Source organism: Mesorhizobium sp. C089B (genome assembly GCF_030323125.1).
Taxonomy (GTDB): Bacteria; Pseudomonadota; Alphaproteobacteria; order Rhizobiales; family Rhizobiaceae; genus Mesorhizobium.
This window is the reverse complement of record NZ_CP100469.1, coordinates 4,808,499-4,831,068: the sequence shown is the minus strand read 5'-3', so window position 1 is coordinate 4,831,068 and position 22,570 is coordinate 4,808,499. Positions and strand designations below refer to the sequence as shown.

The following is a 22,570-nucleotide window of genomic DNA, read 5'->3' as shown; positions in this document are numbered from 1 at the left end:
CGGGGAGATTGGCAGCTCCGCCATTAACCAAATGGACGAACACAATGGGTTAGGCTAGGTTCCGGCCCTCTCAGCAACGCCGGACTTGCCTTGCCAAACTTCCATCTACCCTCCCTCGTCCAAAAATTTCTCGCAGCCCTGCTGCTTGTCTTCGTGGCCGGCTGCAGCACCACCGCACCGCCCGACAGCGTGCTGGCGGTGCCGGCGCCGCAGGAGAAATATGCCGCCATCGTAATCGATGCCGGCAGTGGCAAGACGCTGTTCGAGGTCAGTTCGAGGGCGCAACGCTATCCGGCGTCGCTGACCAAGATGATGACGCTCTACCTGCTGTTCGAGGCGCTGGAGACCGGCCGCGTCTCGAAGGAAACCCGGATCCCGGTCTCCGAGAATGCCGCCCGGCAGCCGCCGACCAAATTGCGCTTCAAGCGCGGCGAGAGCATCGATGTCGATTCGGCGATCCGGGCGATCGTGGTCAAGTCGGCCAATGACGTGGCGGTGGCGGTGGGCGAATATCTCGGCGGCTCGGAGAACCAGTTCGCCGCCATGATGACCTCGAAGGCGCGCCAGATCGGCATGAGCAGCACCGTCTTCCGCAACGCATCGGGCCTGCCCGACGATGGCCAGCACACATCGGCGCGCGACATGGCGACGCTGGGGATGGCGCTGCGCGCCCGCTTCCCGCAGCAGTTCCACTATTTCTCCGAAAGCGACTTCATGTTCCGCGGTCGGCTGGTGCGCGGCCACAACGACATGCTCGGCCGGGTGCGCGGCGTCGACGGCATCAAGACCGGCTATATCAGGGCATCCGGTTACAATATCGTCACGTCCTACAATGCCGACGGCCGGCATCTGATCGTGGTGGTGATGGGCGCCGACAGCGCCCGTCAGCGCAACGACCATGTCGAAGCGCTGATCCAGCGCAGTCTTTCGCCGACGCTGGCCGATACCAAGACGCGGCTGATGTTTGCGGGAGACCAGCCGGCAGCATCGCCGCTTCCCGGCCTGCCGCCGCCTGGTTTGCCGGCGCAGTGGTCGCAGTTGCCTGGTTTACCGCCGCAATAGAACCCGTTGTTGGGTGGAGGAACTCTGAAACGCCGGCGGGACAGCACCCCCCTCTGGCCTGCCGGCCATCTCCCCCTCAAGTGGGGAGATTAGCAGCTTCGGCGTCTCGCCTCTTTTTCGTGTTTGGCGAAGCCATGGCGACATCTGATCTCCCCCCTTGAGGGGGAGATGTCCGGCAGGACAGAGGGGGGGTCGTGAAGGATCGCTGCCTCATCTTAACTCTGCAGCAGGCGCAACAGCACTTCGGCGGTCTGGTTGCCGAGCAGCAGGCGAGCGAGGCCCCGGGGGGCTGCGCCGCCACAGGCAATTGCAGCAGGCATTCATCACAAGCGCTTGCACAAGCCCCCAATCTTCACCGCCACAGTGGCTATGGCGTGCCGGCTTGGCGTATCGTGGGCGCGACAGCAGGAGCCGGCATCATGAGCCCAAAACCATCCGAACAGGCCGCCAATGAAAACGACAGCGGCGGCGAGTATTTCGAGGCGCCGACCGACCACGACGCCGAGCTGGTGGCCGACGAGGCGCTGGAAGCGCCCGATGTGCCGGACTCCGAACCTCATGGCCGCCTGAAGCCGAAGCGGAAACCATCGGCGATATCGGGCCGCAAATTCCGCAAGCGCGACCTGGTGCGCATCGACGACCTGCGGCCAAGCCTGGCCGACCGCATCCGCTCCGACCATCCCGACCTGCCGCGCGGCGCCCGCATCAGCCGCGAAGAGCTCGGCCGCTACCGCATGCGCTACATGGAGGAGTTGCTGCAGCAGGAGCATGGCGAATTCTCCGAGCTCGACCGCCAGGTGGTCGAATCGATCGCCAGGCAGGACACCATTTCGGAAAACTCGGAAGAGGAGTTCGAGGAGCACCGCTCGTTCGCCGACCGCGTCTCCGACAACATGGCGGCTTTCGGCGGCAGCTGGTGGTTCCTGATCTCGTTCGGCAGCGTGCTTGCGGTGTGGATCGGCATCAATTTGATCGCGGGCGTGAGCAGCGCCTTCGACCCCTACCCCTTCATCCTGCTCAACCTGCTGCTCTCCTGCATCGCCGCCATCCAGGCGCCGATCATCATGATGAGCCAGAGACGGACGGAGGCCAAGGACCGCCTGCGCTCCTTCAACGACTACCGGGTGAACCTGAAAGCCGAGCTGGAAGTGCGCCACCTGCACGAAAAGCTCGACTACCTGATCTCGCGCCAATGGACGCGGCTGGCCGAAATGCAGCAGATGCAGTTGGACGCGATGCACGAGCTGACGGGGGCGAAGAAGGCGAAGCGGGCGCCACGCAGGGTGCGCAGGCGGGTGGCGAAGGTGGAGGTGGCGGGGTGAGTCCCCGGCTGAGGCTGCAGGGCGGACGCGAACTTGCCAGGCCGCGCAAGGTGGCTTCGAAAATATCGCCACGCCAATTGCCCGTTGAAGCCCGGCGCGGCTTCCGCTAAGAAGCCGTGGCTGGCCGGCCTATCGGCTGGTTCGTTTTCAGGTTCCTTGAAGGCACCCGTAGCTCAGCTGGATAGAGCGCTGCCCTCCGAAGGCAGAGGTCACAGGTTCGAATCCTGTCGGGTGCGCCAACTTACCGAGGTCCATTCCGGACACATAGGTTACGGTTTATATCGGAGACATGGGTAACACTTTTGGCCCGAAGGGGTTTTGGAGTGGTTCGAGCCTGCATGTCTCATCATCGAAGTAGCCCAAATCATAATCCATGAAGGAAGCCAGCCAGATATGGTCCTCGACCTGTTTGATGCCGACGGTCTGGCCGGCAAAGACGAGGCTGAGGTTGATCTTCTTGCGATTGTAGCAGATGCGGCCGCAGGTGGTGACGGTGACGGCCTTGTCGTGAAACGGATAATCGAGATCCGGCAGGCCGGCATAGATGCGCGGTGACGGGGTGTAGCGCTCGGCTGGACAGGCCATGTCGAGCGCCTGATGTGGGCGTTCTGAGTTGAACTCATCGATGAAGTCATCGAACCTGGCCTGCTGCTGCAGGAAATTGGCGCCAGCCGGTTTGGTGGTTTCCTTCTTGAGAGTCAGGTGCATGCGCTCATGGCGCCTGTTCTGCTGCGGACAGCCCGGCTGGATGCGCTCGATGTCGATGCCCAGGCGCAGCCACCAGACCGACAGTTTGCTGAGATTGAACAGCGCGTTTGGGCTGGCAAAGGGAACGCCATTGTCGGTCCTGATGGCGCTGGGCAGGCCGAACTCTTTGAAAACGCTCTCGAACACCGTGAAGGCATAGGCTTCCTTGGTAGTCGACAACGCCTCGCAGGCGATGAGATAGCGGCTGGCGAAGTCGGTGATCGTCAGCGGATAGCAATAGCGCCGATCGGCGAGCATGAACTCGCCTTTGTAGTCGGCACACCACAGATCGTTGGGCCGATAGCCGTTTGAAAGTGGTGTTCCCATCGCCCTGTTGCGCCTTCGCTTGCGGCGCTCGACCAGGCCATGGCGGTCGAGAACCGCATGCACCGTCGAGATCGCAGGCCGGTGAACGTCAGGATACAGCCGGGCCAACCGTTCGCGTATCTTTGGCGCACCCCAGGTCGGCTTGTCTTGCTTGAGGCGCACAATCAGCTTCTCGATTTGAAACGGAAGCTGATTGGCGTGGCGGTAGGGTCGGCGTGATCGATCCGTCAGCCCCTCAAGGCCACTGTCATTGTAGCGTGTGAGGATCTTGTAGCCGGTCTTGCGCGAGATATCGAACTCACGGCAAAGCACCGATATCTTCTCGCCGTCCAGCAGCCGGGCAATGAACTTCAGCCGCTCTTCCATGACGTTACACTCCTTCCAAGGCACCTTGCTCTCCTTGCAAAGGGCCGAAAGTGTAACCCATGTCTCCGGAATGAACTGTCACCCATCTCTCGGGAAGGGCACGATGCATTACAATAGCTCAGATAACCCTAAAGCGCGTCGCGCTGAAACGGATTCATGCGACGCGCTTTAAAGTCTTTGTTTAATGCATGTCGTTGTCCCACAACCGCGGCACTTCTGGGCGACATGCATGAGTGCCCGGGTCTAGGCACGGGCGATCAGTCGATATTCGGTGTTATTGGCGCGTCGATTACCACTTCCGCCCGTTCAGTCAGACGCTATGCTGCTGACCGTGACACCAAGGCGCGCGTTCGTGATGAAGCAAAGTCAACACCGCTTGCATGAGCGGATGACCATTCGCGGCCACCTCGAACCCGCGTCCTTCCTGCCCTGGATCATGCGCCATGCGGCCAAGCTCGGTCTCGCGCACCACATCGCTCATGCAAGCACCGATCGCATCGAACTCGATATTGCCGGTGCGGCGGAACTGATCGACATGATGGAGATGGGATGTTCGCTTGGGCCCATTGAAGTCTGGGTCGAGACGATCGACCGCGCGCCTGTCGAGCAAAAAAACATATAGCTTTGCGTGTGGTTACCCTCCGTTTGCACTTAATTTAATCAATATTGCAATTGCGAAATAATTATGCATACGTCAGCCGCATCGAGCGGTTCGCCAACTCCTTGCGCCGGCATCTCTCTGGTCGGGAAACAGTAGTATCAGTACGGAAAGTAAGGTCATGCTGTCCGACAAGACGGACACCTGGGTGCCGGTCGCCCTTTCCCAGGATCTGCCAACAGGACAGGTAATGCCGGGGCGGACGCCCGCCGGTCCCATTGCCCTCTGGCGAAGCCAATCGGGGCGCTTGGCGGCATCGGCGGATCGCTGTCCGCATCGCGGCATGCGCCTCTCCCATGGCTTCGTGCGCGGCGAGGCGCTCTCCTGCATCTATCACGGCTGGACCTATTCGCAGGCCGGTCAGTGCCTGCGCATTCCTGCCCATCCCAGCCTCACGCCGCCGGAGACGATTCGCGTTGCGACCCGGTTGGTCGAAGAGGCGGGCGGGATCATCTGGGTCGCTGATGGAGAGCCTGACGGCAAGCCACCCCTTTTTGAGGGTTACGTCCCGCTCCGTTCATTGACGGCCCGCGCCGGATGTTCGGCACTCTCGGTCGCTGCCGGTACGAAGGCCACCGTTGAAGGATACGTCTGGCAGGCGCCCGGCGCGCCGGCAATCCGCCTGGTGCCTATCCCGCAGGAAGCCGGCGAGACGCTGATCCACGTCCTTGTTCCAGCCGATTGCGATGCGTCCGAGCGCATCGCCGCCTCGCGAGCCGCCGAGAGCCTTCGGCGCATGGCCGAAGGGATCGAGGCGAAAGGGGCTGTGCCATGATCGACGATGCGATGCGCGACGAATGGTATCCGGTCGGGCTTTTCAGCCGGCTCGACCGCTATGGGCGCGAGACCACCCTGATGGACGAGCCGATCAAGGTTGCGCTCGACGCCGATGGCGCGGCGAAAGTGACAGGCGAAAACGGGCGCGTGCTGCCGGTTTCGGTGCGCTATGGCCATATCTGGTCGTCGCTCGGCGAACCGAAGAAACCGGTCTTCCCAATTCCCGAGGCAGACCAGCCCGGGCGCCGCTTCGTCGATGTCGGCGTGGTGCGGGTGCGCTGCTCGCCGCTCCGCGCCGTCGAGAACTTCCTCGACATCGCACACTTCCCCTTCGTCCATACCGACATCCTCGGCTCGGAGCCGCATACCGAGGTCGAAAACTACAAGGTCGAGATCCGCGAGGAAGAGGACGAGGTCTGGGCGACCCAGGTGAAGTTCTACCAGCCGCAGGCGGCGAAATCCGCGAGCGGAGGTATCACGACGGAATACATGTACCGCGTGCCGGCTCCGACCTGCTCAGTCCTCTACAAGACCTGCCCGCCGCGCCCGGGCGAATGGGATGTCATTACGCTATTCGTCCAACCGCTTGCCGAGGATCTCTGCGACGTCTGGCCGTGGATGGCGCTTTTCGATGACGAGACGCCACAGACCGACCTCATCCATTTCCAGCAGACGATTTTCCTGCAGGACCGCTCGATCCTCGAAAACCAGATCCCGCGTCTTCTGCCGCTCGATCCCGGCATGGAAATCCCGACGCGCGCCGACCTGACCTCGGTCGCCTATCGCCGCTGGCTGAAGCGCCACAATTATACCTACGGCGCGCAATTGGTGGCACAGTGAAGCTTTACGACTACATCCTCTCCCCAAGTTGCTACAAGGTGCGCCTGATGGCGACGCTGTCAGGTGTGAAGCTCGAAATCCGCCCGGTCGACTTCCATCCCGGCGCCGAGCATCGTGGCCCCGAGCTTATGGCGCTTAATCCGGGAGGCTCCATCCCGATCCTTGAAGACGGCGACCTGATCCTGACCGAGTCTTCCGCCATGCTTGGCTATCTCGCCGCGAAGGCAGCACCGGCCTGGCTCGGCAGCGGCGCCCCCGAGGAGACGGCGCGCATCCAGCAATGGCTTTCCTTCTCGCACAGGCTGACCGCCAACCTCGGCGGCGCGCGCCTGCATGAGATGCTGCTGCGCCCCGGTGACATCGGTGCGCTTCAGGCCAATGGCATAGCGGCACTACGTGAGCTGGAAGCCGGCCTCTTCGAACAAAAAATGCGTGGCGACCGGTTTCTCGCTTCCGACCGGCCGACGATTGCCGACATTGCTTGCTTTCCCTATGTCGCGCTCGCGCCCGACGGCGGCGTTTCCCTCGATTCGTATCCCACGATCCGGCTCTGGTCGCGAGCGCTCCGCAGCCTCGACAATTTCATCGAGATGCCCGGTATCCACCGGCTGCACGAGTTGAAGCCCGAACCGCGACCCATGCTGGACGAGGCGTGAGGTGACCGGCTATCTCCTGAAGAATTGCGCAGCGGTCATCACCGACGAGGGCAGGGGTCCGAGCGTCCGGCGCAATGTCGATGTGCTGACGAATGGCCCGCAGATCGAGGCAATCGGGCAAGGCCTGCACAGAAGCGAGTTGCCGGCCGGTACTATCGTGCAGGACGCCGACGGCTGGTTCGTCTATCCCGGCCTCGTCAACACGCACCATCACTTCTTTCAGTGCTTTGTGCGCAACCGTGCCGAACTCGACTGGACGAAGCTGTCGGTCATCGAATGGCTCGACCGGATCTATCCGATCTTCTCCCGGCTCAACGAGGATTGTTTCTACCACGCCTCGATCACGGCGATGGCAGAGATGATAAAGCACGGTTGCACGACGGCCTTCGACCACCAGTACAATTTTCCGCGCCGTGCCGGAAAACGGCTCATCGACCGGCAGTTCGAAGCGGCCGATCTTCTCGGCATGCGTTTCCATGCCGGCCGCGGCGGCAACACGCTGCCAAAATCGGAAGGCTCGACCATTCCAGACGAGATGCTGGAGACCACGGACGAATTCATTGCCGACTGCGCACGCCTCATCGACACTTATCACGACACCAGTCCCTTCAGCATGCGTCAGGTCGTGGTCGCTCCCTGCCAGCCGGTCAACTGCTACCGCGAGACCTTCGTGGAATCGGTTTCGCTGGCGCGTGATCGCGGGGTGCGGATGCACACCCATGTCGGCGAGGGCGAAAGCCCGATCATCGAGGCCCGCCATGGCATGCGTACGGTGGACTATCTCGAGGACCTCGGATTTGCCGGCCGAGACACTTTCTATGCCCATTGCTGGGAGCTGACGCATGACGAACTGCGGCTGATGGCGGCGAGCGGCACCGGTGTCTCGCATTGCCCGGAGCCGGTCTATCTGGTGGGTGCGGAGGTGACTGATATTCCCGCCATGTCCGCCTTTGGCCTGCGCGTCGGTCTCGGCTGCGACGGTGCTGCCTCGAACGACAACTCCAACCTCATGCACTGCATCCATTCCGCCTACATGCTGCAATGCCTGGCGGCCTCGACGCGCGCTCATCCCGTGCCTGCGCCGGTCGATTTCCTCGGCTATGCGACAACGGGCGGGGCCGCGCTTCTGGGCCGCAATGACATCGGCCGACTGTCGCCCGGCATGGGCGCCGACCTCTTCGCGATCGACACGCGCCGCATGGATTATGTCGGCACGCGCCACGATCCATTGAGCCTGATCGCCAAGGTCGGTATCGGCATGCCCACCGACATGACCATGATCAACGGCCGCATCGTCTGGGAGAAGGGTGCGTTTACCGGGCTGAACGAGGCCCGGCTTGCTGCGGACGCGGAAGCCGCCTTTGCCGCGGTGGAATTCTAACAACTTAAGACAGGGGAACTGACATGCTGAACTATCTGACCCGCAGAACTCTGATGAAGGGCCTTGCCGCGACAGGGCTTGCCGGCGCGCTTGGCAGCCGTCCCGCCTTTGCGGCCGACGAGCCGCTCGGTATCACGCTCGTGCTCCCGTCGCCGGTCGGCGATGTCGGCTGGGGCCATGCGCTCGCCGCCGGGCTCGAGCCGGTCAAGGCCGCATACGGCGACAAGGTGAAGATCACCGTCATCGAGAACATCGCCGAAGGGCCGGACGCCGACCGGATCATGAACAAGACCGTCGCCGACGGTAACAAGTTCCTGATCGCCGGCTCATTCGGCTACCAGAATGGTGCACTACAGATCGCCCGCCGCGATCCTGCGGTCACCGTGCTGCATGCCTCCGGCTTCCAGACCGCGCCGAATTTCTCGCCCTTCGCGGCGAAGTATTTCCAGGGCACTTACCTGCTCGGCATAGCCGCCGCAACTCTTTCCAAGACCGGCAAGGTCGGCTCCGTCTCGGCCTTCGCCATTCCGGAGCTGATCACCTCGATCAACGCATTTACGCTCGGCGCACAGACCGTAAATCCCGATATCGAGGTATCGGTCGTCTGGGTGAACTCCTGGTTCGACCCGGCCAAGGAACAGGAAGCCGCCAAGGCGCTGATGGCACAGAACTGCGACGTGATCTTCTCGAACGCGCAGGACACACCCTCCGTGATCTCGGCCTGCGAGGAGGCTGGCGTCTACGCGTTCAACCTCAATTCGTCGATGAAGAAATATGCACCGAAGAAATATCTCGGCTGCATCGCGACGGACTGGTCGCCCTTCTTCAAGGCTTCCGTGGATGCCCATCTGGCCGGAACCTTCAAGGGCGCCAACACCTTCCTCGGCGTCGCCGAAAAGGTGGTGGAGGTCGTGGACTGGAACTCAGATATCCCAGCCGACACGATGACGAAGATCAAGGAAGTGGCGGCGAAGATCGCCGACGGCAGCTTCTCGCCCTTCACAGGTCCAATCACCAAGGCCGACGGCAGCGAAGCCGCCGCCGCCGGTGCGACGATAGCGGATCCCGAGATCGTCGCGATGGACTGGCACGTCAAGGGTGTCACCACACCACTGCCGAAGTAAGTCATGACCCCGCCCCTTCTGTCGCTCCGCGGCATCTCGAAGAGCTACGGCCAGATCCGGGCCAACCAAGCCATCGATCTGGACGTGGCGCCCCAATCGATCCATGCGATCCTCGGGGAGAATGGGGCGGGCAAATCGACGCTGATGAAGCTCATCTATGGCGTTGAACAGCCGGACGAAGGCACCGTCGTCTGGAACGGAGAGCCTCTGCGCCTTGCCTCGCCGGCTGAGGCACGGCGCAGGGGCATCGGCATGGTCTTTCAGCATTTCTCGCTGTTCGAGACGCTGACTGTCGTCGAGAACATCCAACTCGTCGTCCCCGGCGGCAAGGCGGAGCTGGCGGCGCGCATCCGCAGCCTCGGCCAGGATTTTGGCCTTGAAGTGGATCCTCTCGCCGATGTGCACGCGCTCTCGGTCGGCGAACGGCAGCGGGTGGAGATCATCCGCTGCCTGATGACGGACCCGAAGCTGCTCATTCTCGACGAGCCGACCTCGGTCTTGCCGCCGCAGGCGGTGAAGAAGCTGTTCGACACGCTCAGGCGCCTTCGCGACCGCGGCGTGTCCATCCTGTTCATCTCCCACAAACTGGAGGAAATTCGCACGATCTGTGACCAGGCGACGGTCTTGCGTGGAGGGCGCGTTATCGGCACCGTCGACCCGCGCGACTATGATGCGCACGACCTCGCCCGGATGATGATCGGCCGCGACATGCCCGAGGTGATGCCCGCGTTGGCCATGCCCGAGGGGGAGAAGCGGCTGGAAATAATCGACATGGACTACACGCCGGACGACCCCTTTGCCACGCCGCTCTCCGGCATCAGCCTCACGGTACGATCAGGCGAGATTCTTGGCATAGCCGGAATATCGGGCAATGGCCAAGGCGAGCTTGCCGCGCTTATCTCGGGCGAAGCGATGCTGCTGAAGGAACAACGCGACCGGATTTACATGATGGGCCGCGACGTAGGCGCACTCGATGCGGCCGCGCGCAGGAGATTTGGCTTCGCCTTCGTGCCCGAAGACCGGCTGGGACGCGGCGCGGTCCCTGAAATGTCGCTCGTGCTCAACACCGTTCTTACCGCCCATCCTTTCGATCTCGTGAGGCGCGGCCTCATCAACAGCGCCGGAGCGACGGCTTTCACCAGCGAATGCATCCGTCGGTACGACGTCCGCGCCTCCGGCCCGGATGCCGAAGCGGGCTCGCTGTCCGGCGGCAACTTGCAGAAATTCATCGTCGGTCGCGAGATGATGCTGTCGCCAAAACTGCTTTTCGTGGCGCAGCCGACCTGGGGTGTAGACATTGGCGCTGCATCCGCCATCAGAAGGCGGCTCATCGCGTTGCGCAACCTGGGCGTGGCGATCCTCGTAATTTCCGAGGAACTCGAGGAACTTTTCGAACTCTGCGATTTCATCCAGGTGCTCCATCATGGAATGCTGAGTCCGCCTCTGGTCACGCGGGACACGCGCCCCGAAGACATCGGCAGATACATGATCGGAGCACATGCCTCGCCAGAGAAGGTTCCTGCATGAGCGTTTGGGCCGCGCCGTTCCTCCCCGCGCTCGTCCGCCGGGAGCATGCCTCGCTCGTCGCGGCCATGCTGGCCCCGGCTGTCGCGCTTGGCATGGCGATCATCCTCAATCTGGGCCTTTATGTGCTGATAGGCCGAGATCCGGCGGCCGTCCTGTACGCGATGCTTCTCGAGCCGTTCCTCTCCTGGGCATCGTTCGCGGAGGTGCTGCTGAAGGCGGGGCCTCTTCTCCTCATTGCTCAGGGGCTGGCGATCGGTTTCCGCGCAAAAGTGTTCAACATCGGCGCGGAGGGCCAGTTTATCCTGGGCGCTATTTTCGCCTCGGCGATCCCCGTCTGGTTTCCGCAGGCGACCGGGCAGTGGATCTGGCCGCTGATGCTGCTTCTCGGTGCCCTCGGCGGTGCGCTTTGGGCATCTATCACCGCCTTCTGGCGCGTCAGGCTCAATGCGAACGAGATCCTGGTCTCCCTGATGCTGAGCCTCGTTGCGGCGCAAGTCCTCAACTACCTGCTGCTCGGCCCATGGAAGGACCCGGCCGGCTTCAATTTCCCACAATCCGTCATGTTTCAGAACGACGCGATGGTGCCGACCCTGATCGCCGGTACCCGCGTCAACGTCTCGCTGCTCATCACACTTGCGCTCTCGCTGGTGGCCTGGGTTTTCATGCAGCGAAGCTTCATGGGGTATAAGCTCAAGGTCGGCGGCCTTGCCCCGCGCGCGGCCGGTTACGCCGGCTTCAGCGAAGGGCGTGCGATTTGGCTATCGCTTCTGATCGGTGGCTTGGCGGCGGGACTGGCAGGCGCGGCGGAAGTCGCGGGTCCGCTCGGCCAGCTGCAGCGCTCGATCTCGACCGGCTACGGTTATGCGGCCATCATTGTCGCCTATCTCGGCGGCTTGCATCCAGTCGGCATCATCTTTTCCGCGCTCTTTATGGCTGTTCTCTATATCGGCGGCGACAATGCGATGGTGTCGGCAAACCTGCCGATCGCCGCCGTCCGCGTCTTCCAAGGCAGCTTGCTGCTCGCCTATCTCGGCGCTGTGGCCTTCGTGCGCTACCGCATCGAGTGGCGCCGCCCCCATCACCTGAGCCAGCCATGAACGCCGTCGAGTTCATTATTTCGGGCATGCTCGCAGCGGCAACCCCCTTTCTCCTTGCCGCACTCGGCGAGTTGGTGGTCGAGCGCGCCGGCGTTCTTAACCTCGGCGTAGAGGGCCTGATGGCCCTCGGCGCGGTGCTCGCGTTCATCGTCGTCTACCACGGCGGTGGACACCTGCTGGGGTTCGTTGCCGCCGGCCTCGGTAGCGCCGTCCTGTCCCTCGTCTTTGCAGTGCTGGCACTCGGATTCCGGGCAAACCAGGTCGCGACAGGCCTTGCAATCGGCATTCTCGGCCAGGGCCTTTCGGCGCTGTTCGGCAAAAGCTACGAGAGCTTGACGGTCAAGGGGCTCCCGAAACTTGCCTTTCCCGGCCTCTCGGAAATCCCGGTAGTCGGCAGGCTGTTTGTCCAGGACGTCGTCGTATGGCTTTCCCTTGCCGTGACGTTTGCGATCTGGGCGATGTTTGCCTATACGAGAGCCGGCCTTGTCGTGAGGGCAATCGGCGAGAATCCCAAGGCAGCCCACGCCATCGGCTATCCGGTCATCGCTATCCGTGTCGCGGCCATAGCTTTTGGTGGCATGATGGCGGGTTTTGCCGGCGCCTATGCGGCGGCGGTGTACACGCCCCTTTGGGCGGACGGTATGATTGCCGGACGTGGCTGGATCGCGATCGCACTCGTTGTCTTTGGTACGTGGCTCGCTGGCCGCATCTTCCTGGGTGCCTGCCTCTTCGGCGCGGTTTCGCTGATGAGCCTCGCCGCCCAGGCGACCGGTCTGGACCTGCCATCGCAACTGCTTTCCAGCCTTCCCTATCTCGTTACGATCGTCGTGCTCGGTGTCATCTCGGCGGACCGCCGCTTGCTCAGGCTGAACGGTGTCGCCTCGCTTGGCGAACCCTTCGAACGTTAGCCAGGATGCAAAGTGGATTTGCGAAACTCGACGTAAGTTGAAGAGATCGAAACGCCAGCGGACGATCGGCATCCGATCCAAAGGGCAGAAACGCCAAACGGGGCGAAGGTATTTCCGCAAGGGTAGCGCTGACGCCGTCGACTGCGAGCAGGGGAACGATGTGACGCTCAACGCGCCCGACACCGGTGGATCGTCGCGGGTTCTTGGATCGTCCCCTTTCCCCAGTACGAGCCCATTCTCGAGGGTCCATTCTCCACCGCAGCCTAGGGAAGCGGCTTCGCAAGATGGCCTGAGGCATGCGCCCGGTAAATTCCCGCATGCGAGCACTCGTCCTGCCTCTCTAAGATTCCGAGTCTAACCGCAAATCCTCGGTTTTTTCTGCCAATTCCAAAATATGTATTCCGATCGTCGCAAGCAGCGATAACAACGATTTCCAATACTACCTATTCTCGCAGAAACTAAAAACGCTACACTCGCGTAATCATATTGGTAACGGATGCTGTTCAACCTGCGTCCAGGCAACCAACGCGGGGAGCGGCGTTATGGCTTTCTTTAAAAGTTTAACAAAGGTCTTGGCCGGCGGCGCGGTTTCCGTGGCTTTGTGCTTTCCGGCTGGCGCGGGCGGGCTCAGTGTGGGCATCGGCGGCAGCGGTGGGGTGGGCGTCTCGGTCGGCGGCAGTGGCGGCGGACTTGGCGTCGGTGTGTCGGTCGGCGGGAGCAAGGGCGCCAATGTCGGCGCAACGGTCGGCGGCACCAGCGGCACCACCGCCAGTGTCGGCGCTACGGTTGGCGGCACCAGCGGCGTTGCGGCCGGGGTCGGCGCATCGGTGGGCACGGGCGTCGGGGTTGGCGTCGGCGCAACCGTCGGCAGCGGTGTCGGGGTCGGCGCCGGTGTCGGGGTGGGCAATGGGGTGACGGCCGGGGTCGGCGTCGGCATAGGCGCACCGACCGCGCCCACCAGCCCCAGGGATCCCAACACGCCGGCGGTGCCGACGCGACCGGCGGTGGTTGCCATCAGCGCCATGTCGGCCGGCCAGATCGCCAAGATGAAAAAACGCTGCGCCAGCGTGCTCAGCGGAAAGGGCACCTACGACCGGGACCTGAAGGAGCTCTGCCGGATATTGGCGCGGCGCTGAGTACCGCAACATCGCATCTGCCGTGGGGCGTCAGTCTCTCAGCCAGCCACTGCCGCAAGGTGGCGGGCATTCTTAGGGGTAGCTTTGCCAAGCGGTTCAGAGTTTCGCGGAAAGGCGGAACCGCTCAGGCTGTGCGCTTTCATCGGCGGCATTCCGCATGGCTTGGTCGCCGAGCCGAAGGAAGCGCGCCGCCCGGTAGCGGCCTTGCTCCGACCTCTGCCGTCCGTCCGGTCACCCGTTTGGGCCGGCTCGAAGATTCGCCTCTGGCCTTTTGTATCACCCGCTCTAGCTGCTTTGTGTTAGGCTCGTCATGTTAGCCTTGTCTTGCTGATGGAGGTTTTGATGGATCGGCGATCATTCTTGACAGCATTGTTCGGCGTTGCGGGGGCCGCGGCGCTTGCTACCGCGGTTCGGCCTCTCGAGGCCGTGGCCGGGGTTCCCAATATCGGTAACGGCATTCTCGATGAACTCGACAAGCAGGATGCCAATTCGTTTGATGACGACGAAGGCCCGGGCGATGTCGAGCAGATATCGCATCGGCGATGGCACCATCGTCGCCACCACAGGCGGCATGTCTGGAGACGGCACTGCCGCACGTTCTGGCGGCATGGCCGGTTGCGCCGGCGCTGCTATCGCAGGCGCTCCTTCGTCGTCTTGCGGTTCTAACCGCGGCACGTTCCCGGATTGACCCTGCCCTGAGGCGCAAACACCAAACAGACCCATCCCGATTTGCATCGGGATGGGCTGGTTCAGCTTTATCCAGCCACAGCTGCCACCGAATCCCGCTGCACCAGCGGGCATTCCAGCTTGGTGATTGGATAGCGGCCGCGGCCGGGAGGCGGCGGCACTTCGAGCTGTTCGATCGCCCATTGGCCCATCGCCATGTGCGGCAGGATCGATGTTGTCAGCGGCGGGAACAGGTGGCGGGCGATCTCCTCGTCGTCATAGCCGACGACGGAGACGTCCTGCGGGATGTGCAGGCCCGCCTCCTTCAGCGCTTCGTAGCAGCCGATGGCTGTGCGGTCGTTCTGGCAGAAGATGGCGGTCGGGCGCTCCTTGAGCGCCAAAAGCTTAACGGTCGCGGCATAGCCGGCGCTCGCCGACCAGTCGCCCTCGACCACCAGTTCGGGATCGAACGGGATGTCGGCGGTGGCGAGCGCTCTGCGGTAGCCTTTCAGCCGGTCCTGCGCGGCCTGCATCCACGGCTCGCCGGTGATGGTGGCGATGCGGCGGTGGCCGTGGCCGATCAGATGCCGGGTCGAGTTCTGGCCGCCGGCGATCTCGGACGGCACCACGGCCGGGAAGGCATAATCGGCCGTGTAGCAGTTGAGCAGGATGACCGGGATGTCGAGGCCGTAGAGGAAGTCCGGCGCCGTGATCTCGCGGGTGAAGATGGTCATGTAGATCAGCGCCGAGATGCCGCGCCTGGTGAGCGCCGCAACGGCGCGCGGCTCCATGACGGCGTCGCCCATGGTCTGCGCCACGAGCAACACATTGCCGGCGTTCCACGACGCCTGGCGCGCGCCCTCGATGGCGACAACGGCTTCTGGGCTTGTCGCCAGCTGGTCGACGGCGAAACCGATGACACTGTCAAGTCCATCGAAGGCGGGAACAGGTTTGCGCAGCGCCGAGAAGGCGGGTGCTGCGTAGCCGAGCGCACGCGCGGCGTCGATCACCCGCTCGCGCGTCTGCTGCGACAGCCGGATGCCGGGCGAATCGTTGAGCACGAAAGAGACGGTCGCCTGCGAGCACCCGGCTGCCCTGGCGATGTCGGTCATGGTGACGCGGCCGCCCTTGGCGGCTCTCGCCGGCGCCTTGCGCCGCTTCGCCGTGTCGTCCGGATCCCTCGTCTCGCTCATGGCATTGCGTCCCAATCCCCAGCCTGTCTAGTCGCAAGCCTGCCACACCGACAAGATGGTGTCGCGCCGTCGACCGATGGAAATAGTCGAAGGCGTTTATCTTTATTAGCAGCTTTGAAGTTCCCGCCATGCCGCTGCGGGCCGCGTGAAATTCGAGGACTGCAAGGCATCTGCTTGCGCGAAGCGGTGCTGCACCTGTTCGGGAAAACTAGACCTAGGGCCACCGCCGAGTGTCCGCGCGGGACCTCTGCTAATAGTGTTTACTAATACAAAACGACGCTGTAACGTCAATCCGCCGTGTCCGGTCAGGTGGGACCCGTGCGGCGAGAAGTGCACGTGAATGGCCCGATGGCGAGCGGGGTTTGCCTCCGCAAGCGTGGTCTCGGACATGTGATATGTCAGACAAATCAGACTATTTACGAGCACGGGATGAGTCTCTAATGTCCGTGATCGCGACCGACGACGCCATTCTTCAGCGCCGGGAACCCCTGAGGAGGAGGGCGTCCAAATCGCGAGCGGCAAGTCAGTGAATGCAAGATCGGTTCAGTCCGACGACTGAGCCAAAACGGGAGGTTGAACATGAAATCCTTGATACGACATGCATCCGTGGCCACCGCAGCCCTGCTGCTTGGCCTGACCGCGACAGCCATTGCGCGCGCCGACGACAAGCCGACGCTGGCCTTCGTCGTCAACGGCGCTTCCGATTTCTGGAAGGCCGCCGAAGCCGGCGTCAAGAAGGCGCAGGCCGAATTGCCCGACTACAATCTCGAACTCAAATATCCCGAGCAGTCCTCGGTCGCCATCCAGCAGCGGCTGATGGATGATCTGGTGACCGCCGGCGTCAAGGGCATCATGGTCTCGGCCGTCGATCCCAAGACCTCGACCGACGGTCTGAACAAGATAGCGTCGGAAACGGCGCTGTTCACCACCGACTCCGATGCCCCGCAGACCAAGCGTGTTGCCTATATCGGCTCGTCCAATGTCGACGCCGGCAAGCAGGCGGCCGAGATCGCCAAGAAAGCGATGCCGGACGGCGGCAAGTGCCTCGGCTTCGTCGGCCTGCTCGGCGCCGACAATGCCAAGGAACGCATCCAGGGCATGAAGGACGGCCTCGCCGGCAGCAAGATCGAACTGGTGGACGTGCGCGGCGACGACATCGACCAGGCGCGCGCCAAGAAGAATGTCGAGGACGCGCTGGTCGCCAGCCCCGACATCACCTGCATGGTCGGCTTCTATTCCTACAACACGCCGCGCATCTATGAAGCGCTGCGCGACGCCGGCAAGCTCGGCTCGATCACCGTCGTCGGCTTCGATGACGATCCGATCACGTTGGGCGGCGTCAAGGAAGGCACCGTGGCGGCCACCGTCGTGCAGCAGCCCTTCGAATGGGCCTATCAGGGCATGAAGCTGATGGCCGCCTATCTCAAGGGCGACAAATCAGGCATTCCGGAAGGCGGCCTGATCATCATCCCGACCAAGATCATCGGTAAGGACGATGTCGACACCTATGCCGCCAATCTGAAGGCGATGTCCGGAAACTGAGACCACGAGCAGTTGCGCCGGCTCAGGGTTCGCCTTGAGCCGGCGATCGTGTTGACGGGTCGGCCAAGGCCCGTCAGTCTGTAGCCCACCGGCTGCTGGCAAGCCTGATCAAATATGGCGTGATGAATTATTCCGACCCATCTATCGTCGCAACCACCCCGTTCCTCGGCCTCGAGAACGTGCGCAAGACCTATCCGGGCGTGGTGGCGCTGGACGGCTTTTCCATGGAGGTCAGGCCGGGCGAGGTGATCGGCCTGGTCGGCGAAAACGGCGCCGGCAAATCGACCTTGATGAAGATCCTCGGCGGCGTCACCAGGCCGGACAGCGGCGCCATCACCGTCGACGGCGTTGCGCATGACGGGCTCACCGTCGAAGGCAGCCTGGGGTCGGGCATCGCCTTCGTCCACCAGGAACTCAATCTCTTCGAAAACCTCGATGTTGCCGCCAATATCTTCTTCGGCCGCGAGCCGTTGCGCGGCGGGCCGCTGAGATTGGTCGACCGCGCCAAGCTGCGCGAAATGGTGGCGCCACTGCTGAAGCGCGTCGGCGCCAATTTCTCCGCCGATACGCCGGTTGCCTCGCTGTCGCTGGCGCAGCAGCAGATGGTCGAGATCGCCAAGGCACTGTCGATCAAGGCGCGGCTGGTGATCCTCGACGAGCCGACGTCGAGCCTGCCGCTCGCCGAAACCGACAAGCTGCTCGACGTCATCAAGGCGCTGAAGGCCGATGGCATCAGCGTCATCTTCATTTCGCACCGGCTGCATGAGGTCGAGCGCGTCGCCGACCGCGTCGTGGTGCTGCGCGACGGCATGCTGGCTGGCACCTTGCCGAAGAGCGCCATCAACCACGACCAGATGGTCAAGCTGATGATCGGCCGCATGCTGAAGGAGCGCGAGAAGGCCTCCGAGGCGGCTCGGGCGCCGGGCGCCACTGCGCTCTCGGCCAAAGCCATCCGCACCCCCGCCTACCCTGCCCGGCCGGTCGACCTCGACATCAGGCGCGGTGAAATCCTCGGCCTCGCCGGCCTTGTCGGCTCCGGCCGCACCGAACTGGCGCGGGTGTTCTTCGGCATAGACAGCACGCTTGGCGGTGGGCTCGAACTCGACGGCAAGCCGCTTGTGCTGGGTTCGGCGGCCGATGCGGTCGCGCATGGCATTTTTCTGGTTCCGGAAGACCGCAAGCTGACCGGCATTTTGCTTGACCTGTCGATCGCGCAGAACATCTCGCTGCCCAACCTGCCGGCGCATGCGAAGCGTCGACTGGTGTCGGCAAGCGCCGAGACCGCCACCGCCGAGAAGCAGAAGAGCAATCTCGGCATCAAGGCGCCGTCGGTGCAGACGCGAACCGGCACGCTGTCGGGCGGCAACCAGCAGAAGGTGGTGCTGGGCAAATGGCTGGCGATGAACCCGAAGGTGATGATCCTCGATGAGCCTACGCGCGGCATCGATATCGGCGCCAAGGCCGAGATTTACGGGCTGATGCGAGCCTTGGCCGATGCCGGCGTGGCCGTGCTGATGATCTCCAGCGACATGGAAGAGGTGATCGGCGTGTCCGACCGCATCGCCGTCATGCATGAGGGCCAGATCTCGGGCATTCTCGACAAAGAACAATTCAGCCAGGAAAACGTGCTGTTGCTGGCGGTCGGCAAGCCGGCAAACTAGCGGGCTTCAGGCGATTGCCGGTCCGGCGCATTGGGGAGAAGACGATGAGCAAAAAAGATCTCGGCCTGCTGATCCTGATCCTGGTGGTCGGCGCCGTGGTGACCGCCATCAACCCGCGCTTTCTTTTGCCGATCAACCTCGCCAACACCTCGAACCTGATCGGCCTGTTCGGGATCCTCGCCATCGGCCAGGCCTTCGTCATCATTACCGGCGGCATCGAATTGTCGGTGGGATCGCTGGTGGCGCTGCTCGGCACGCTATTCATCGATTTCATCGCCGTGCGCGACATGCCATGGCCGCTGGCGCTGCCGCTGATCCTGGTGCTGGGCGGCATCATCGGACTGGCGCATGGCTGGCTGATCACAAGGCTGAAATTGCAGCCCTTCGTGGTCACGCTGTGCGGCCTTTTGATCTATCGCGGGGTCGCCCGTTTCTATACCGCCGACGGCACCGCCGGCTTCGCCTTCGGCCAGAATTTTCCCGAGCTCGAATTCCTCACCGCGGGCCGCAGCTATGGCGTGCCCAACAGCTTCATCGCACTGATCGTCATTTCGATCGTCATGTGGGTGGTGCTGCACCGCTCGGTGTTCGGACGCTACCTCTATGCCATCGGCAAGAACGAAGAGGCGGCGAAATATTCAGGAATTCGCACCGGCCGTGTCGTCATGGCCGCCTATGTCATCTGCGGCGTGCTGACGGCGCTGTCGGCGATCTATTTCGCCATGTACACGCGCTCGATCTCGCCGGCCAGCCACGGCCAGTTCTACGAGCTCTACGCCATTGCCGCCGCCGTTCTCGGCGGCTTCTCGCTGCGCGGCGGCGAAGGCTCGCTGGTCGGCGTCATCCTGGGCACGGTGCTGCTGCAGGAGTTGCAGAACCTGGTCAATCTGCTCGGCATCCCGTCCTCGCTCAACTTCGCGGTGATGGGCGGCGTGATCCTGATCGGCGTGCTGGTCGACCAGCAATGGGGCGTGTTCCGCGCAAGGCGGCTGATGCTCGATGCCAGCCGGAAGACTGTCGCGGCGGAGTAGCGCTACATCACGCCGGATATATCCGAGAAGGCCATCGCCTTGCGCAGCACCTCGGCGAAGCGTTCTCCGGCGGCTTCGCGCCGGCCGCCATTGTCGATCGAGGTGACGCCGGAGCCGGACAAAGCGATATTGGCGCTGCGGGCGAGCCGAGCCAGCACTTCGCCGCGCGATTCGCGGCCGCGCTGGGCGAGACGCTTGGCGAGGATTTCCGGCGAGGCGGTGATCTCGACGACAGCCAGATTGGCATAGCGCTCCCGCAGCACCGGGATGACTGCGCGCGAGACATTGGCGACCGCGACATGGCCATTGGCGATGGACCAGTCGACATCGGCCGGAATGCCGTAGCGCAGCCCGTGCGCCTCCCAGGAAATGGCGAAGGCGCCGTCGGCCTCGGCTTCGACAAAGGCCGCGTCGGCCAGCGTGTCGTGATCCTCGCTTGCGGCGTCGCTCGGCCTGGTGATGACCCGGCGGACGAACTCCAGCCTCGTCTCGTCGGCAAACAAGGTGCGGGCATAACCGATTACCGTATCCTTGCCGGCGCCACTCGGGCCGACGACGGCGACGAAGACGCCGTTGCGGACCGGAAAGGCCTCGCTGGTCAGTTCGCGCTCGATCGACGCCGAGACCATCAGGCGACCCGCCGCCCTTGGCGCCAGACGGTGCGCACGACCGGCACATGGTCGTCGACGCGCACCCGCACGAGGTCGGCGCGGCGGCCCTGTTCGATGACGCCGCGGTCGTTGAGGCCGATGGCCTCGGCCGGGTTCTTCGACACCATCGCGACCGCCTGCGGCAAGGAGATGCCCTCGACGACGTCGCCGAGGAAGAAGGCCGACTGGATCAGGCTGAAAGGGATATAGTCGGACGACAATATGTCGAGCAGGCCGTGGCCGGCCAGCGTGCGGGCCGAGACATTGCCCGAATGCGAGGAGCCGCGCATGACGTTGGGCGCGCCCATCAGTACGCCGAGCCCGGCATCCTTCGAGGCCTTGGCGGCTTCCAGCGTGGTCGGGAATTCCGCGACGCGCACGCCCTGCTCGATCGCTTCGTCGACATGGCCCGATGTGGCGTCGTCATGGCTCGCCAGCACAATGCCCCGCTCGTTGCAGGCGGCTGATATCGCCACCCGGTTCGGTCCCGAATTCTTCGCTGATTCCGACATCCGCTTTTCGCAGAACAATTGGAAGTCGCGATCGGTCAGCTTCAGCTTGCGCTGGTAGTAATAGGCGTAGGTCTCGAGATTGACGAACTGGCGCTGTCCCGGCGCATGGTCCATCAGCGAGGCCAGTTTGACCCGCTCGTCGCCATCGAAATTGGCGAAAGCCCGCAAGCAATCCGGCGCCGAGACCTCACAGCGCAGGTGCAGGAAATGGTCGGCCCGCAACCGGTCTTTCGCGACGCTGTCCTCGATCGCGTCGGCCAGCTTGCGGATGTCATCGGAGGAAAGGTCGGCGTCCTCGTCCATGCCGACGCGCAGCGCGTCGAGCACGGTGGTGATCCCGGCGGTCGCTACCTGCGCGTCATGGGCGAGCACGGCGGCGATCGGGTTCCAACGCACCTTCGGGCGCGGCGCATAATGGCCTTCGAGATGGTCGGTGTGGAGCTCGACCAGGCCGGGAATGATGTAGTCGCCGCCCATGTCCTCGCCAGCCATGTTCCCGCCGATTTGGCCGGTGCCGGCGTCGATGCCGGAGATAAAACCGTCGCGCAGCGCGAGCGACCCTTCGACGATCTCGTCGGCAAGCACGATGCGGGCGTTGTGGAGAACAGTTTCGGCGGTCATTCAGGCAGTCCTTGCTTACTCGGACGAATTGCGGTCAGGCGGTTTTTCGGGCAGCGCGGCGGCCGAGCGCATGATGCGAAAGCACGATGAACGGAGCGCCCGGTTCGGTTTCGACGAACAGCGTCAGCGCATCCACCAGCACCGGCTGCTGCAGCACATCGGCGAACAGGCTGTCAATTGCCGCGCGCAGACGTTGGCTTTCCTGCGGCCCGGCCCGGCCGGACAGTGTCATGTGGAAGCGAAAGGTCTCAAACACATAGGGATAGCCCCACTGGCAGAGATTGCGGAACTCGGCCGGCTTCAGCGAATCCGGGCTGCGCCGCTCGATCTCGGCCTCGGTGAGCGGCGCGCGAAAACGGTCGAAGCTAAGCACGACATCATCGGCGAAACGGTTGAGCGGCGGCAGCGGGCCTTCCGGCAGCAAAGCGAAGAAACCATCGATCTGGCTGACGACCAGGCGCGGGATGGTGACCGTCGGCGTTGCTTCGGCAAAGGCGTCCAGCGCCGCGCGCAACGAGCTTTCGGTTTCGTTGGCGGCCAACCGGAAGGGCGCTTTCAGCGTCGCATGAAAACCGTAGCGCCGCGCCGATGCGGTGTGAAAGGCGACTTCGGCCGCCGACAGCTCGCCCACCGCCTCGACCGGCCTGGTGGCGGCGCCAAAAGGGTCGCGGCCCAGCCAGTTGGCGGCGATCCGCGCCAACGGCTCGTCCTGCCTCGGGGTGAAATAGATGGCGTAGCGCATCGAAAAAAATCCTCGTCAGCCCGC

Annotated in this window: 21 protein-coding genes and 1 tRNA gene; 16 read left to right on the top strand and 6 right to left on the bottom strand. The window is 63.3% G+C overall.

The genetic code is table 11. The features are described 5' to 3' along the window. Window positions 1-90 precede the first annotated feature (90 nt). The 3 genes from NLY44_RS23940 (at window position 91) to NLY44_RS23930 (ending at window position 2,623) form a co-directional block, all read left to right on the top strand. On the top strand, window positions 91-1,062 hold the full coding sequence (locus NLY44_RS23940; protein ID WP_023806261.1) for a D-alanyl-D-alanine carboxypeptidase family protein: 972 nt from the start codon (window positions 91-93) through the stop codon (window positions 1,060-1,062). Between the two features lie 419 nt (window positions 1,063-1,481). After that, a complete protein-coding gene (locus NLY44_RS23935) occupies window positions 1,482-2,384 on the top strand; it encodes a DUF1003 domain-containing protein (RefSeq protein ID WP_023745876.1) in 903 nt (300 codons plus the stop codon). Between the two features lie 162 nt (window positions 2,385-2,546). Beyond that, window positions 2,547-2,623 (top strand) — tRNA-Arg (locus NLY44_RS23930). A 37-nt stretch (window positions 2,624-2,660) separates the two neighbouring features. Here NLY44_RS23930 and NLY44_RS23925 read toward each other — a convergent pair. Continuing rightward, window positions 2,661-3,848, bottom strand: coding sequence for a helix-turn-helix domain-containing protein (locus NLY44_RS23925; RefSeq protein WP_023806263.1), 1,188 nt, complete (start codon window positions 3,846-3,848; stop codon window positions 2,661-2,663). 331 nt (window positions 3,849-4,179) lie between these two features. On the opposite strand from NLY44_RS23925, the gene NLY44_RS23920 reads away from it, so the two are divergent. From NLY44_RS23920 to NLY44_RS23875, 10 genes are all read left to right on the top strand, one after another. Next, window positions 4,180-4,446, top strand: coding sequence for an acylphosphatase (locus tag NLY44_RS23920; protein ID WP_023689148.1), 267 nt, complete (start codon window positions 4,180-4,182; stop codon window positions 4,444-4,446). Window positions 4,447-4,603: 157 nt separating this feature from the next. Further along, window positions 4,604-5,257 carry a Rieske 2Fe-2S domain-containing protein gene (locus tag NLY44_RS23915; RefSeq protein WP_023689147.1) on the top strand — a complete coding sequence of 218 codons (654 nt, stop codon included), beginning with the start codon at window positions 4,604-4,606 and terminating at the stop codon, window positions 5,255-5,257. Continuing rightward, window positions 5,254-6,099 carry an aromatic ring-hydroxylating oxygenase subunit alpha gene (locus NLY44_RS23910; protein ID WP_023689146.1) on the top strand — a complete coding sequence of 282 codons (846 nt, stop codon included), beginning with the start codon at window positions 5,254-5,256 and terminating at the stop codon, window positions 6,097-6,099. The genes NLY44_RS23915 and NLY44_RS23910 overlap by 4 nt, the downstream gene beginning before the upstream one ends. Next, the gene (locus NLY44_RS23905) at window positions 6,096-6,755 is read left to right on the top strand and encodes a glutathione S-transferase family protein (protein WP_023689145.1); all 660 of its coding nucleotides are present in this window, start codon (window positions 6,096-6,098) and stop codon (window positions 6,753-6,755) included. The genes NLY44_RS23910 and NLY44_RS23905 overlap by 4 nt, the downstream gene beginning before the upstream one ends. A gap of 1 nt (window position 6,756) precedes the next feature. Then, the gene (locus NLY44_RS23900; protein WP_023806264.1) at window positions 6,757-8,136 is read left to right on the top strand and encodes an amidohydrolase; all 1,380 of its coding nucleotides are present in this window, start codon (window positions 6,757-6,759) and stop codon (window positions 8,134-8,136) included. Between the two features lie 26 nt (window positions 8,137-8,162). Then, entirely contained in the window at window positions 8,163-9,260 is a 1,098-nt protein-coding gene (locus NLY44_RS23895; protein WP_197031298.1) for a BMP family ABC transporter substrate-binding protein, read from the top strand. Between the two features lie 3 nt (window positions 9,261-9,263). After that, window positions 9,264-10,787, top strand: a complete 1,524-nt coding sequence (locus NLY44_RS23890) for an ABC transporter ATP-binding protein (RefSeq protein WP_023727824.1) — start codon at window positions 9,264-9,266, stop codon at window positions 10,785-10,787. Next, on the top strand, window positions 10,784-11,884 hold the full coding sequence (locus NLY44_RS23885) for an ABC transporter permease (protein ID WP_023727825.1): 1,101 nt from the start codon (window positions 10,784-10,786) through the stop codon (window positions 11,882-11,884). Before NLY44_RS23890 ends, NLY44_RS23885 begins: the two co-directional genes overlap by 4 nt. Next, the gene (locus NLY44_RS23880) at window positions 11,881-12,792 is read left to right on the top strand and encodes an ABC transporter permease (protein WP_023727826.1); all 912 of its coding nucleotides are present in this window, start codon (window positions 11,881-11,883) and stop codon (window positions 12,790-12,792) included. The genes NLY44_RS23885 and NLY44_RS23880 overlap by 4 nt, the downstream gene beginning before the upstream one ends. Window positions 12,793-13,334: 542 nt before the next feature. Further along, window positions 13,335-13,928: a hypothetical protein gene (locus NLY44_RS23875; RefSeq protein ID WP_286455426.1), complete on the top strand. Its 594-nt coding sequence runs from the start codon at window positions 13,335-13,337 to the stop codon at window positions 13,926-13,928. A gap of 354 nt (window positions 13,929-14,282) precedes the next feature. Here the strand turns inward: NLY44_RS23875 and NLY44_RS23870 are convergent, their stop codons facing one another. Further along, window positions 14,283-14,465: a hypothetical protein gene (locus NLY44_RS23870; protein ID WP_196813864.1), complete on the bottom strand. Its 183-nt coding sequence runs from the start codon at window positions 14,463-14,465 to the stop codon at window positions 14,283-14,285. A gap of 218 nt (window positions 14,466-14,683) precedes the next feature. Continuing rightward, entirely contained in the window at window positions 14,684-15,787 is a 1,104-nt protein-coding gene (locus NLY44_RS23865) for a LacI family DNA-binding transcriptional regulator (RefSeq protein ID WP_023727829.1), read from the bottom strand. 579 nt (window positions 15,788-16,366) lie between these two features. Between NLY44_RS23865 and NLY44_RS23860 the strand changes: the two genes are divergently transcribed. The 3 genes from NLY44_RS23860 (at window position 16,367) to NLY44_RS23850 (ending at window position 20,021) form a co-directional block, all read left to right on the top strand. Further along, window positions 16,367-17,329 (top strand): sugar-binding protein, encoded by a 963-nt coding sequence (locus NLY44_RS23860; RefSeq protein ID WP_023672352.1) that lies wholly within the window; start codon window positions 16,367-16,369, stop codon window positions 17,327-17,329. A gap of 122 nt (window positions 17,330-17,451) precedes the next feature. Then, a complete protein-coding gene (locus NLY44_RS23855) occupies window positions 17,452-18,990 on the top strand; it encodes a sugar ABC transporter ATP-binding protein (protein WP_023672351.1) in 1,539 nt (512 codons plus the stop codon). Window positions 18,991-19,034: 44 nt separating this feature from the next. After that, window positions 19,035-20,021 (top strand): ABC transporter permease, encoded by a 987-nt coding sequence (locus tag NLY44_RS23850; RefSeq protein ID WP_023672350.1) that lies wholly within the window; start codon window positions 19,035-19,037, stop codon window positions 20,019-20,021. A 2-nt stretch (window positions 20,022-20,023) separates the two neighbouring features. Here the strand turns inward: NLY44_RS23850 and phnN are convergent, their stop codons facing one another. The 3 genes from phnN to NLY44_RS23835 are packed head-to-tail and all read right to left on the bottom strand — an operon-like array spanning window position 20,024 to window position 22,546. Next, the gene (phnN, locus tag NLY44_RS23845) at window positions 20,024-20,653 is read right to left on the bottom strand and encodes a phosphonate metabolism protein/1,5-bisphosphokinase (PRPP-forming) PhnN (protein WP_023805765.1); all 630 of its coding nucleotides are present in this window, start codon (window positions 20,651-20,653) and stop codon (window positions 20,024-20,026) included. Next, window positions 20,650-21,804, bottom strand: coding sequence for an alpha-D-ribose 1-methylphosphonate 5-triphosphate diphosphatase (locus tag NLY44_RS23840; RefSeq protein ID WP_023805766.1), 1,155 nt, complete (start codon window positions 21,802-21,804; stop codon window positions 20,650-20,652). The genes phnN and NLY44_RS23840 overlap by 4 nt, the downstream gene beginning before the upstream one ends. A gap of 34 nt (window positions 21,805-21,838) precedes the next feature. Further along, the gene (locus NLY44_RS23835) at window positions 21,839-22,546 is read right to left on the bottom strand and encodes a DUF1045 domain-containing protein (protein WP_023805767.1); all 708 of its coding nucleotides are present in this window, start codon (window positions 22,544-22,546) and stop codon (window positions 21,839-21,841) included. Between the last annotated feature and the right edge of the window lie 24 nt (window positions 22,547-22,570).